Source organism: Brevundimonas sp. AAP58 (assembly GCF_001295975.1).
In the GTDB taxonomy this organism is placed as follows: domain Bacteria; phylum Pseudomonadota; class Alphaproteobacteria; order Caulobacterales; family Caulobacteraceae; genus Brevundimonas.
Genome location: NZ_LJHU01000134.1, coordinates 1 through 11,529, shown reverse-complemented (window position 1 = coordinate 11,529; position 11,529 = coordinate 1). Strand labels below are relative to the sequence as shown.

Here is an 11,529-nt window from a genome sequence, read left to right as displayed (position 1 = left end):
GCCAGTCCGCCGACCGACACCGGCTCGTCGGCCAGCAGCATGGCGCCACCCGCCTCCACCTTCGCCTGGAACTTGCCCGCACCCGTCTCGGACACCCGAACGACCCCGTCCGAGGCCGGCGCCGTCTCCGGCGTCGTCATGTCCCCGACATAGCGGCTGGCCCAGGCCGCGATCACCGTCGCCGCATAGGCCGCGTCCTCCGGACGGCTCAGCAGATGATCGGCCTTGTCCAGCGAGCAGAAGCTCTTGGGGTGCTTGGCCGCCATGAAGATGGCGCTGGCCTCCTCGACCCCCACCACCTGATCGACCGGTGAGTGAAGGATCAGCAGCGCCCGCTTCAGGTTCGCCAGCCGTGCCTTCTGGTCCTGAGCCTTCAGGTCCTCGGCGAAGCCCGCCCCGACCGACACCGGCCGCCCGCCGACCTCGGCCTCATGCGTTTCGCCGTGCATCAACCCTTCCGCGCCCGGCCCCAGCAGCTTCAGCACATGGTCCACGTCGAACGGAGCCCCGATCACCGCCACCGCCTTGACGCTGTCGATGTCGCCGGCCGCCGCGATCGCCGCCGCTCCGCCCAGGCTGTGGCCGATCAGCAGGCCGGGCGCGCAGCCGTGCCGGACCATGACCGCCGCAGCCTCCTTCAGGTCGCCGACGTCCACCGTGAACCCCGCCGGCATGGGCGTCATGCCCGCCTCACCGATGCCGGCGAAGTCGATCCGCAGCGTGCCCACCCCCTCGGCCGCCAGCGCGCGTGAAATCCGCGTCGCCGCCAGGTTGTCCTTGCCGCAGGTGAAGCAGTGGGCGAACAGGGCATAGGCCCTGACCTGCCCGTCCGGCCGATCCAGCCGCCCGCGCACCCGCCGTCCGTCCGCGCAGTCGAAGTCGAAGGGTTCGGATCGCATGGCGGGTCTCCTCGGGGCTGGCCCTCAGCCTAGCCCCGGATTTCGCCCCGCGCCCGCGAAAGGTTTCCGGATCAGTCCTCGCCCAGGTGCGCGACCAGCTCGATCTCGACGATGCCGTTGGGAACCAAGAGGCCCGTCGTCCCCACCGCCGTCCAGGCCGAGTGGGGCTCGCCGATGAACTCGGCGCGGACGCGCCGGATCACCTCCCACTGCTCCATCCGCTCGCCGGTGAAGTTCGGGCCGTCCCAGACGTGATAGCTGTTGACCATGGCCACGTCCTCGAAGCCGGCGCCCGCCGCCTCCAGGATCATCTGCAGTGTCCGGAACCCCCGCCGCACCTGGGCCTCGAAGGCCGCCGCGTCAGTGCCTTCTCCTTCGCCGCGATAGATGATGACGCCCGAGACATAGAGGGTGTCGCCCACTCGCCGCGCCGGGGCGTAGCCGAACTCATAGTAGGCCGGGGCGAACGGCGGCCCCGGAATGATGACCTCCCCGCCGGAGGAGGGAATGCGCTCCACCTGCGCCATCGCAGGCGCGGCGAAGGCGGTCAGGGCGAATGCGGCGGCGGCGATCAGGGGTCTCGGGGTCATGGCGGCAACCTTGGCTGTAACGTCGCGCCCGCCATGCGCCGCCCGGCCGCCGGGCTCAACTTACGCTTTGGTCACCTGTCGGGCTGGTCTGTGGCGAAGGACGGGACTATCGTCACCGCGTTCTCCCGGGGGCGGCGCCTGAGCCGCTGAGATTGGCGTGATCGCCTGACCGGCCGAACCTGATCCGGGTCATGCCGGCGAAGGGAGAGACGGGACCTCGCCACAGGTCCCCCCGACGTCGGCGCCCTCCACGCGAAGAGGCCGCCATGAACATCCACGTCACGCCCGAACCCCAAGAGCCCAACGTCGATCTGTCGCTCAAGGACGCCCGGGATCAGGTGATGCGTGAAACCGGCGCCATCCCCACCGGCCCCCGCGCCGGCTCCCGCAAGGTCTATGTCTCCGGCGAGCTCTTCCCCGACATCCGCGTCCCCTTCCGCGAAGTCGCCGTCCACCCCAGCGCCAATGAGCCGCCGGTGACGATCTATGACAGCTCCGGCCCCTACACCGACCCGACCGTCGCCATCGACATCACCAGGGGCCTCCCCCACGTCAAATCCAGCTGGCAGCTGGACCGCGGCGACATCGCCCCCGTCGCCCACCCCCGCGAGGTCAAGCCGGAAGACAACGGCCACGCCGAGGGCAAGCACCTCGCCCCCCGCTTCGACACCTCGCGCCACAAGGTCTTCAAGGGCGTCTCCGGCCGCCCGGTGACCCAGCTGGAATACGCCCGCGCCGGCATCATCACGCCCGAGATGGAATACGTCGCCATCCGCGAGAACCTGCGCCGCGAGCAGTCCGCCCCGTGCGTGCGCGACGGCGAGGACTTTGGCGCCTCCATCCCCGACTTCGTCACGCCGGAGTTCGTGCGTCAGGAGATCGCCCGGGGCCGAGCCATCATCCCGCACAACATCAACCACCCCGAGGTCGAGCCGATGATCATCGGCCGCAACTTCCTGGTGAAGATCAACGCCAACATCGGCAACTCGGCGGTCCTCTCGACCGTCGACGACGAGGTCGACAAGCTGGTCTGGGCCACCCGCTGGGGCGCCGACAACGTCATGGACCTGTCGACGGGCCGGAACATCCACAACATCCGCGACTGGATCATCCGCAACAGCTCCGTCCCCATCGGCACCGTCCCCATCTATCAGGCGCTGGAGAAGGTCGGCGGCGTGGCCGAGGACCTGACGTTCGACATCTTCGCCGACACCCTGATCGAACAGGCCGAACAGGGCGTGGACTATTTCACCATCCACGCAGGCGTGCGCCTGCCCTTCGTGCCCCTGACGGCCAGCCGCGTCACCGGCATCGTGTCGCGCGGCGGCTCCATCATGGCCAAGTGGTGCCTGGCGCATCACAAGGAGAGCTTCCTGTACGAGCGCTTCGACGAGATCTGCGAGATCCTGCGCGCGTACGACGTCTCGTTCAGCCTCGGCGACGGCCTGCGCCCCGGCTCCATCGCCGACGCCAACGACGCGGCCCAGTTCGCCGAGCTGCGCACCCTGGGAGAGCTGACCAGGGTCGCCTGGGACCACGGCTGCCAGGTCATGATCGAGGGCCCCGGCCATGTGCCGATGCACAAGATCAAGGCCAACATGGACGAGCAGCTGAAGCACTGCCACGAGGCGCCCTTCTATACGCTGGGGCCGCTGACCACCGACATCGCGCCGGGCTATGACCACATCACCAGCGCGATCGGCGCGGCCATGATCGGCTGGTTCGGCACGGCCATGCTCTGCTACGTCACGCCCAAGGAGCACCTGGGCCTGCCGGATCGTCAGGACGTCAAGGACGGCGTCATCACCTACAAGATCGCCGCCCACGCCGCCGACCTGGCCAAGGGCCACCCGGCCGCCCGCGCCCACGACGACGCCCTGTCGCGCGCCCGGTTCGAGTTCCGCTGGGAAGACCAGTTCAACCTCGGCCTCGACCCCGAGACGGCCCGCAAATACCACGACGAGACCCTGCCCAAGGAAGCCCACAAGACCGCCCACTTCTGCAGCATGTGCGGCCCCAAGTTCTGCTCGATGAAGATCAGCCAGGATATCCGCCGGGATGCCCAGGCCCAAAACGACGCGGGCGGCTCGCTGGCGGAGGCGGAGGCCGGGATGGCGGAGATGTCGGCGAAGTTCCGCGCCGGGGGCGGGGTGGTGGAGGTGAAGGTGTGAGGACTATGCTCCATACTTGACTGTCAGCGGCGACAAACTCATCTTGGATTGCGTCGTGTCGGAGCCACCATTATGGGTGGAATTGAAGGAGCGCTTTATGAAGTGCACGACCCAGCGCTGGAACATTGGCCAGCTTTGGCTTCAAAAGAACCGTATCAACCTCAACCCGCCCTATCAGCGCGAGTCGGGAGTTTGGTCGGACGAGAAGAAGCAGCTATTCATGGACAGCATCTTCAACGGATTTGATGTCCCCAAGCTGTATTTCCATGACATCCAGGCCCAGAAAGAACCATTTGGATATTCTGTCATCGATGGAAAGCAAAGGCTTGGAGCAATATGGGACTTTAGGTCCGGATCATTCGCGCTAGCCGAGGACTTTACGTTCTCTGGCGATACATCGTTCTTTGCTGACAATAACCCGCCAAAAGCCAATGCGAAATTTGGTGACCTGACCGAATCGCAGCGAGAGTACTTTAATTCTCAAACCATTGATGTGGTCGAGGTCTCTGGAGCCGATGAGGAAGATATTGAAGAGTTATTCTCCCGTTTGAACAACGGCGAGCCACTGAATGCCGCGGAAAAGCGTAACGCTATGGGCGGAGACATGACTCGTCTGATCCGCGAAGTTGCGAAGGATGAGACATTAGTTCGGCTGCTGCGTTTCAACGACCGCCGAATGTCGTATCAAGAAGTTGCGGCTAAGCTCATCCGACTCGAGATGAATCAAAATGATGGTCAAGGTCAGTTCAGTGATCTCAAGAAGCGCTTCTTGGATAACCTCGTCAAAAAGAACAAGAGCATGCAACCGGCCGAGTTTGATGGCTTGAAGGTTCGCGTTACCAAGAACATAAGAGAACTATACAAGGTTTTCGGTGAAAATAACATATTGATGAATAAGCAGTCTTTTCCACAGCTTTATTATGGCTGGGTCAAGACAATCAAAGCGGAGTATGCTCACCCGGCCCTAGACGCTAAGATTTTGTCATTCCTAGAAAGTTTCCATAAAAAGCGGATCGAAGATCTTGATCGCCCAGAAGATCAAAGAGACGCCAGCTTGAGCGAGTTCGGTCGCCTTATGCAGCAAGGCACCAACGATATGAACTCAATGATAGACCGGGCACGAATTCTGACACGATATTTTCTCCAGAGTGTTCCAGACATTGAAATTAAGGATACGAAGAGAGTCTTCACTGACGAAGAGCGGTATGTGATTTGGCTAAGGTCAGGAAAGCAGTGCCAGGCCGAAGGGTGCGGTAAAGAAATGCCAGAAATTGATCAAATGCACGCTGATCATATGACTGCCTGGTCGAAAGGTGGGCCGACTGTGTTGTCGAATGCCCAAGCACTATGTGAAACTTGCAACCTGAAGAAGTCAGCAGCGTAATCGAGGCGGGCGCTCTTGAACGTCGGGCAGCAACCCCTCACCCTTTCGGCTTGGCGGCGCGCTTCGCTTGCCGAGCCTCAAGCCCTCTCCCGACGGGAGAGGGTCCACTAACGGCGACCTAAAGCAACCCCAACACCCGCGCCCGGTCGCGGATCGCGTCGTCGATCCGCCAGGGCTCGCCCAGCGCCGTGTCGTTGGTGAACCGGACCACGGTCCAGCCGAGCGCCTCGATCTCCGTCTGGCGCAGGGCACCGCGCAGCACGACGTCGTCACGCCCATGCACCCCGCCGTCGATCTCGATGACCAGCCGCAAGCGAACGCAGGCGAAGTCCACGACATAGGGGCCGACCCCATCCGTCCCTTCTCCCCTTGCGGGAGAAGGTGGCCGAGCGAAGCGAGGTCGGATGAGGGGTAAAACACCGATCCATCCGGGGAGGTTCTGACCGTCCATCACCGGGTTCGCGGGCGCATACCCCTCATCCGGCCCTCCGGGCCACCTTCTCCCGCAAGGGGAGAAGGGAGCGTGTCTCAGGTCTTTCCGTGACGCTCCGCATGATCCCGCACCGCCTGGAACAGAAGGCTGGGATTGGTAAGCACCGCCTGATTGCGGAAGCGCAGGACAGTCCACCCATTCGCCGTCAGCCAGGCATCCCGCTTGGCGTCCGCCTCGATTCGCAGATCGTGGACGCCGCCGTCGAGTTCGACAATGAGCCGGATCGACGGGCAGGCGAAATCTGCGATGTAGGGACCGAGCGGCAGCTGCCTGCGGAACTTCAGACCCTCGAGCCGTCTGTCTTTCAGGTATTTCCAGAAGATCGCTTCGGGCAAGGTCCCGTCCGTGCGACCTCGCCGGGCGGCAGCGCGCGTTCTGTCCGACGGCTTGAGCATCAGCCGAGGTTACTCGCCGGACGCCGGTGTTTCACCCCGTTTCCCTTCTCCCCTTGCGGGAGAAGGTGGCCAAGCGAAGCGCGGTCGGATGAGGGGTACGAAGACGCGGATACCGGGGTCGGTTCGGAGGCACGTCGGACAGAGCGGTGTTTCACCCCTCATCCGGCCCTGCGGGCCACCTTCTCCCGCAAGGGGAGAAGGGACGTGAGCCGATACGTCCCGCGTCCGTTGAACGCCAGCCAGCCTCGGTTGCGGAGGACCGTGCGTTGGAGCCCAGCGACATGCCTGCGAACGTTAGCTTGCAGGGCGGACCATATGTGATACGCTTTCCGTGCAAAGTCAGGGCATGTGCCCGGCTCTCTGGAAGGGATGGACCCGCCATGCAAAGTTGTCGCCCCGCACCCGCAGGAGCTGTGCATGCACACGGTCCGCTTCTACCAGACCCCCGCCGGCCGGCCCGTCATTCAGGAGTGGCTGCGATCCTTCGATAGGCCGGATCGCGCGATCCTCGGTTTCGACCTCAAGCGGGTCCAGCTGGGCTTTCCGATGGGGCTTCCGCTCTGCCGTTCCCTCGGGGGCGGGTTGTGGGAGGTCCGGTCGAGCCTGAGCGGCAACCGCGAGGTGCGGATGATCTTCTTCCACGATCCGGAGCATCAGGCCCTGGTCGTGGTGCACGGCTTCATCAAGAAGTCCCAGAAGACGCCGAAGGCCGAGATCGAGATCGCGTACCGGCGCATGAAGGAGCGCAGCCTTTAGAAGGAGCGCCCATGACGCCCGACATGAAGTTCCGCGACCCGTCGGACCTCGCCACCCTGGACGACTTCCTCGACGAGGAGGGCATCCGTGAGGAGGTGACCCTGCGCGCGGTCAAGAGCGTGATCGCGCTCCAGCTCCAGCAGGCGATGAAGGACCAGAACCTGACCCGCGCCGCCATGGCCGCCCGCATGGACACCAGCCGCGCCCAGCTGAACCGCGTGCTGGACCCGGACGCCTCGAACGTGACCTTGGATACCCTCAGCCGCGCGGCGCGGGTGCTGGGGCATTCGTTGAAGGTGGAGTTGGTTTGAAGTTCGTCGAACGAGAATTTTTCACGTTGACAACCGTGGCGGTTGGCCACACTTTGGCATGGGCTCCTGGAAGGAGCCGGAATGAAACCCGAGAGCGGTTTCGGCCAGATCCTGCTGCTGGATAGCGGCGACCGAATACGAGGCGGGCCGGAGGCTCGGAACGTGTCGGATGTCGGGTGTGCGCACCCGGTTCGCGGGATCCTGAACCGAGGCAGTTCTCCTTACCCAAGGAGACTGAGTATGAATCCCGATCGTATTGTCGTTCGTTTCGACCAAGGCCAAGTTGCCGAACAGGTAGAGGGCCCCGTCCGTCGGATCGTCGGCTTCGTTAAAGCCCGCAACATGTTGGCTCTATTCGACGCCGCCGACCTCGAAGCCAATCCGCGATCCGCTAAAGCGGGGCCTGTCACCGATGCAATAATCGAAAGTATCGTTGAGACGCCGGACACTTTCCCCTTCAAGACCAAGGGCGTTCTAGTCGGAGCTTCCGATTACGAAAAGCTTGAGCGGAACCGCTACGAACTCAACTTCGAAAACACTCGGATCGAGGGAATTCTTGATGGCGGTCACAACATGTTAGCCATCGGAACCCACATCGTGCGGTTGGCCATTGGCAACTCCAAACTGAAGCTGCCCCGCTGGCCTGACTTCAAAGCTGCTTGGGTGAAGAACCGGGACTTGATCACCACCCTTAAGGAGTCGACCGCCGAAGATGACGGAGATGGAATGCTGGACTTCCTCGTTCCGCTCGAGATCCTAGTACCCGCCAATCTGGACGATCCTGATGTGATGAACGAGTTCTCTAGCTCGTTGCTCGACATTTGTGCGGCCCGCAACAACAATGTCGAGCTTCGAGCAGAGACACGCTCCAATCAAAAAGGCTTCTACGAAGAACTGCGCGCCTTCCTGCCAAAAGAAATCTCCGAGCGAGTGGAATGGAAAACTAATGACGGTGGAGACATTCGAGTGCGCGATCTGATCGCCCTCGCCTGGATTCCCTTGTCGGTTGTTAACTTACCAGAAGACGAAGACGGTCGTCAGGTGGAGGCGCCTGTTCCGCAGAACATTTACAGGAACAAGGGAGAGTGCGTGAAGCTATTCGACCGGCTCATGAGCAGCCCAGCCGTTTCAAAACAAACTGGCGGTGAATACAAGCATGAACTGCACAATACTCAAGTCGGAAGCGCGCTAGAAATCGCTGCCCAGATCCCGCTATTGTACGACCGAATTTATCGGACTTTTCCTGACACCTACAATGACGGCACAGGTCGGTTCGGAGGCTTGTCTGTAGTCAAACCTGCCAAGGATATGCGTTCTAAGCCGACGACCCACTTCACGGATCAACCGGTGAACTACAGCTACCCCGACGGCCTGATCATGCCGCTGGTCTACGGCCTAAAAAGCCTCATCGAGCAGGGACCTGATGGCCGCCTCCGCTGGAGGGCGGACCCGAACCAGTTCTTGGATGAGTGCTTCCCAGCGATTGTGAAAAAGTATCGCGTGATCATGGATGCTTTCAGGGCGGACCCACAGAAGATCGGTAAGAACGAAGGTTCCTACGACCTTGTTATCGACGCCTTCGAAACTGAGCTCCTGAAACGCTCAGCAGCTGCTTCGTGAGGTGTGACATGGGATATCGAGCACCTCCCAGCGGCGTCACGCTGGACGAAACTGATGCGGCGATCGCCAAAGGCATGCTTGCTCGTGGCGACCGCCAACATGACATTGCGGCTTGGTTTGGAGTGAATGGCGGCCGCATCGGTGAAATCGCTGCGGGGCGCACGTTCCGCAGCGTGGCAGCCGCTCAAGCGAGCGTTTTGCCTCCACCCGGACCGTATCTCAGCGGTCGCGAGTCAATGGTCGCATTGAAGGCTTTGGAGGAGGCCAAATCGGCGCTGGTTCGCGCGGAGCAGATGCTCAAGTAGCAAGCCACCACTAGACCAGGGGTAGAGGCGAGGGCTCGGTTCACCGCCTCTACCTCTAACCTCCCCCCTACCGCCCCTTCCTGAACCGCTCCGCCTTCTCCGCATTGGCCTCCGCGCGCCAGCGCTTGGGCGCGGCGGTGTCGACGGCCTCGCCTTCGGCGGTCAGAACCTCGTTGGCGAACTCCAGGTCCATGAGCTTCATGCGCTTGATCTCGTCGCGCAGGCGGGCGGCCTCCTCGAACTCCAGGTTCGACGCCGCCTCGCGCATGCGGCTCTCCAGGTCCTTGAGCGCGGCCTGGAAGTTGGAGCCGGTGAAGGGCTTGGCCTGTTCCTTCACGCCGGGGGCGGTGAGCTTGTCGAGGGCGCGGCTCTCGTAGGGGCTGTCGAGGATGTCCTTGATCTCGCGCTTGACGCTCTCGGGCGTGATGCCGTGTTCGAGGTTGTAGGCCGTCTGGCGCTCGCGACGGCGGTTGGTCTCGGCGATGGCGCGCTCCATCGAGCCGGTCATGCGGTCGGCGTAGAGGATGACGCGGCCGTCGACGTTGCGGGCCGCGCGGCCGATGGTCTGGATCAGCGAGGTCTCCGAGCGCAGGAAGCCCTCCTTGTCCGCATCGAGGATGCCGACGAAGCCGCACTCCGGAATGTCCAGGCCCTCGCGCAACAGGTTGATGCCGATCAGGACGTCGAAGGCGCCCAGGCGCAGGTCGCGCAGGATCTCGATCCGCTCGAGCGTGTCGACGTCGGAGTGCATGTAGCGGACGCGGACGCCCTGTTCGTGCATGTACTCCGTCAGGTCCTCGGCCATCTTCTTGGTCAGGGTGGTGACCAGGGAGCGGTAGCCGGCGCGGGCGGTGGCCTTCACCTCGTCGATGACGTCGTCGACCTGGTTGCGGGTCTGGCCGCTGACCGGGCGGATTTCGACGGGCGGGTCGATCAGGCCGGTGGGGCGGATGACCTGTTCGACGAAGACGCCGCCCGCGCGCTCCATCTCCCACGGGCCGGGGGTGGCCGAGACGTGGACCGTCTGGGGCCGCATGGCGTCCCACTCGTCGAACTTCAGCGGGCGGTTGTCGATGCAGCTGGGCAGGCGGAAGCCGTATTCGGCCAGCGTCGACTTGCGGCGATAGTCGCCCCGGTACATGCCGCCGATCTGGCCGATGGTGACGTGGCTCTCGTCGACGAACAGCAGGGCGTTGTCGGGGATGTATTCGAAGAAGGTGGGCGGGGGCTCGCCGGGCGCGCGGCCGGTCAGCCAGCGGGAATAGTTCTCGATGCCGGCGCAGGAGCCGGTCGCCTCCATCATCTCGATGTCGAAGCGGGTGCGTTGCTCCAGGCGCTGGGCCTCCAGCAGCTTGCCGTTCTCGACCATCCAGTCGAGCGTCTCCTTCAGCTCGGCCTTGATGCCGTGGATGGCCTGGTTGAGCGTCGGGCGGGGCGTGACGTAGTGGCTGGCGGCGTAGACGGTGACCTCCTCCAGGTCGGCGGTCTTCTTGCCGGTCAGGGGGTCGAACTCGGCGATGGCCTCGATCTCGTCGCCGAACAGGCTGACGCGCCAGGCGCGGTCCTCCAGGTGGACGGGGAAGATCTCGATGGTGTCGCCGCGCTTGCGGAACATGCCGCGCTCGAAGGTCGCGTCGTTCCGCTTGTACTGGAGCGCGATCAGGTCGGCCCTGAGCTTGGCCTCGTCGATGGTCGCGCCGACCTTCAGGTCGAAGGTCATGGCCGTATAGGTCTCGACCGAGCCGATGCCGTAGATGCAGCTGACCGAGGCCACGACGATGACGTCGTCGCGCTCCAGGATCGCCCGCGTCGCCGAGTGGCGCATGCGGTCGATCTGCTCGTTAATCGAGCTGTCCTTCTCGATGTAGGTGTCGGTGCGCGGGACGTAGGCCTCGGGCTGGTAGTAGTCGTAGTAGCTGACGAAATACTCCACCGCGTTGTCGGGGAAGAAGGCCTTGAACTCGGAGTACAGCTGGGCGGCGAGGGTCTTGTTGGGGGCCAGGATCAGGGCCGGGCGCTGGGTCTGTTCGATGACCTTGGCCATGGTGAAGGTCTTGCCCGAACCGGTGACGCCGAGCAGCACCTGATCCTGGTCGCCGGCCTCGGCCTGGGCGACGAGCTCGGCGATGGCCGCGGGCTGGTCGCCGGCGGGGGTGTAGTCGGTGACGAGGCGGAACCGCCCGCCCTTGCGGTCGGCGGCGCGCTCGGGGCGGTGGGGCTTCCAGTCCCTGGGGGCGCCGGGGGCCTCCTCCGGCGTCAGGCGGGGGCCGGTCACGGGCGCGAACATGGGCATCCTGGCCATGACGTCGGGCAGGGGCGCGCCGTCGCGGACGAAGGGGGTCTGCGCCTCCGCCACGCCCGGGTTCGGCGTGTGCACCGGCTTCTTCGCGCGCGGGGCCTTGGCGGAGGGCGTGGAGGAACGGTTCATGAACGCGAATGTAGGGCGCGGGCAGGGGCTGCGCCAGACAACGCGCCGGGCGGGGCGGGGATGCTGACAGGAGGCTGGCAGCAGGCGGCGCCTTCGTTCTGACCGGGCGATGCTCTAGCCAGAGAGACGGGGCGACGGACAGGCGATTCGCGCATGCGGGTTTCGAAGGCGACGGGC

Annotated in this window: 11 protein-coding genes and 1 riboswitch; of the genes, 6 read left to right on the top strand and 5 right to left on the bottom strand. The window is 63.9% G+C overall.

All coding sequences use genetic code 11. From position 1 onward, the window contains the following. Positions 1–899 (bottom strand): S9 family peptidase (locus IP78_RS14685; protein WP_054112404.1); only part of this gene is annotated, 899 nt, incomplete at its 3' end. A 71-nt stretch (positions 900–970) separates the two neighbouring features. Continuing rightward, complete coding sequence (locus IP78_RS14680; RefSeq protein ID WP_054112403.1) at positions 971–1,489, bottom strand: Rid family hydrolase; 519 nt, start codon at positions 1,487–1,489, stop codon at positions 971–973. A 115-nt stretch (positions 1,490–1,604) separates the two neighbouring features. After that, a riboswitch (TPP riboswitch) is annotated at positions 1,605–1,712 on the top strand. Positions 1,713–1,830: 118 nt separating this feature from the next. Between IP78_RS14680 and thiC the strand changes: the two genes are divergently transcribed. Then, complete coding sequence (gene thiC, locus IP78_RS14675; RefSeq protein ID WP_054112406.1) at positions 1,831–3,660, top strand: phosphomethylpyrimidine synthase ThiC; 1,830 nt, start codon at positions 1,831–1,833, stop codon at positions 3,658–3,660. Between the two features lie 97 nt (positions 3,661–3,757). Beyond that, positions 3,758–5,044 (top strand): DUF262 domain-containing protein, encoded by a 1,287-nt coding sequence (locus IP78_RS15165; RefSeq protein ID WP_156320447.1) that lies wholly within the window; start codon positions 3,758–3,760, stop codon positions 5,042–5,044. Positions 5,045–5,162: 118 nt separating this feature from the next. Here IP78_RS15165 and IP78_RS15755 read toward each other — a convergent pair whose 3' ends face one another. Next, on the bottom strand, positions 5,163–5,495 hold the full coding sequence (locus IP78_RS15755; protein WP_082385202.1) for an endonuclease domain-containing protein: 333 nt from the start codon (positions 5,493–5,495) through the stop codon (positions 5,163–5,165). Between the two features lie 77 nt (positions 5,496–5,572). Further along, positions 5,573–5,932: an endonuclease domain-containing protein gene (locus IP78_RS14665; protein ID WP_054112401.1), complete on the bottom strand. Its 360-nt coding sequence runs from the start codon at positions 5,930–5,932 to the stop codon at positions 5,573–5,575. Between the two features lie 417 nt (positions 5,933–6,349). Between IP78_RS14665 and IP78_RS14660 the strand changes: the two genes are divergently transcribed. The 4 genes from IP78_RS14660 to IP78_RS15155 all read left to right on the top strand — a co-directional run bounded on the left by IP78_RS14660 (position 6,350) and on the right by IP78_RS15155 (position 8,924). Beyond that, a complete protein-coding gene (locus IP78_RS14660) occupies positions 6,350–6,688 on the top strand; it encodes a type II toxin-antitoxin system RelE/ParE family toxin (RefSeq protein WP_054112400.1) in 339 nt (112 codons plus the stop codon). Positions 6,689–6,699: 11 nt separating this feature from the next. Beyond that, on the top strand, positions 6,700–6,999 hold the full coding sequence (locus IP78_RS14655; RefSeq protein WP_082385199.1) for a helix-turn-helix transcriptional regulator: 300 nt from the start codon (positions 6,700–6,702) through the stop codon (positions 6,997–6,999). A 240-nt stretch (positions 7,000–7,239) separates the two neighbouring features. After that, positions 7,240–8,619: a hypothetical protein gene (locus IP78_RS14650; protein WP_054112399.1), complete on the top strand. Its 1,380-nt coding sequence runs from the start codon at positions 7,240–7,242 to the stop codon at positions 8,617–8,619. Between the two features lie 8 nt (positions 8,620–8,627). Continuing rightward, positions 8,628–8,924 carry a hypothetical protein gene (locus tag IP78_RS15155; RefSeq protein WP_082385196.1) on the top strand — a complete coding sequence of 99 codons (297 nt, stop codon included), beginning with the start codon at positions 8,628–8,630 and terminating at the stop codon, positions 8,922–8,924. 67 nt (positions 8,925–8,991) lie between these two features. On the opposite strand, the gene uvrB is transcribed toward IP78_RS15155, so the two are convergent. Beyond that, positions 8,992–11,211, bottom strand: coding sequence for an excinuclease ABC subunit UvrB (uvrB, locus tag IP78_RS14645; protein ID WP_369814709.1), 2,220 nt, complete (start codon positions 11,209–11,211; stop codon positions 8,992–8,994). Positions 11,212–11,529 lie beyond the last annotated feature (318 nt).

What these genes read in the sequence shown, in the direction of transcription:
- IP78_RS15755 (WP_082385202.1), bottom strand. Translation starts at nt 5,495, where the DNA reads ATGGACGGTCAGAACCTCCCCGGATGGATCGGTGTTTTACCCCTCATC.
- IP78_RS14660 (WP_054112400.1), top strand. Translation starts at nt 6,350, where the DNA reads ATGCACACGGTCCGCTTCTACCAGACCCCCGCCGGCCGGCCCGTCATT.
- IP78_RS14650 (WP_054112399.1), top strand. Translation starts at nt 7,240, where the DNA reads ATGAATCCCGATCGTATTGTCGTTCGTTTCGACCAAGGCCAAGTTGCC.
- IP78_RS14655 (WP_082385199.1), top strand. Translation starts at nt 6,700, where the DNA reads ATGACGCCCGACATGAAGTTCCGCGACCCGTCGGACCTCGCCACCCTG.
- thiC (WP_054112406.1), top strand. Translation starts at nt 1,831, where the DNA reads ATGCGTGAAACCGGCGCCATCCCCACCGGCCCCCGCGCCGGCTCCCGC.
- IP78_RS15165 (WP_156320447.1), top strand. Translation starts at nt 3,758, where the DNA reads ATGAAGTGCACGACCCAGCGCTGGAACATTGGCCAGCTTTGGCTTCAA.
- uvrB (WP_369814709.1), bottom strand. Translation starts at nt 11,211, where the DNA reads ATGTTCGCGCCCGTGACCGGCCCCCGCCTGACGCCGGAGGAGGCCCCC.
- IP78_RS14665 (WP_054112401.1), bottom strand. Translation starts at nt 5,932, where the DNA reads ATGCTCAAGCCGTCGGACAGAACGCGCGCTGCCGCCCGGCGAGGTCGC.
- IP78_RS15155 (WP_082385196.1), top strand. Translation starts at nt 8,628, where the DNA reads ATGGGATATCGAGCACCTCCCAGCGGCGTCACGCTGGACGAAACTGAT.
- IP78_RS14680 (WP_054112403.1), bottom strand. Translation starts at nt 1,489, where the DNA reads ATGACCCCGAGACCCCTGATCGCCGCCGCCGCATTCGCCCTGACCGCC.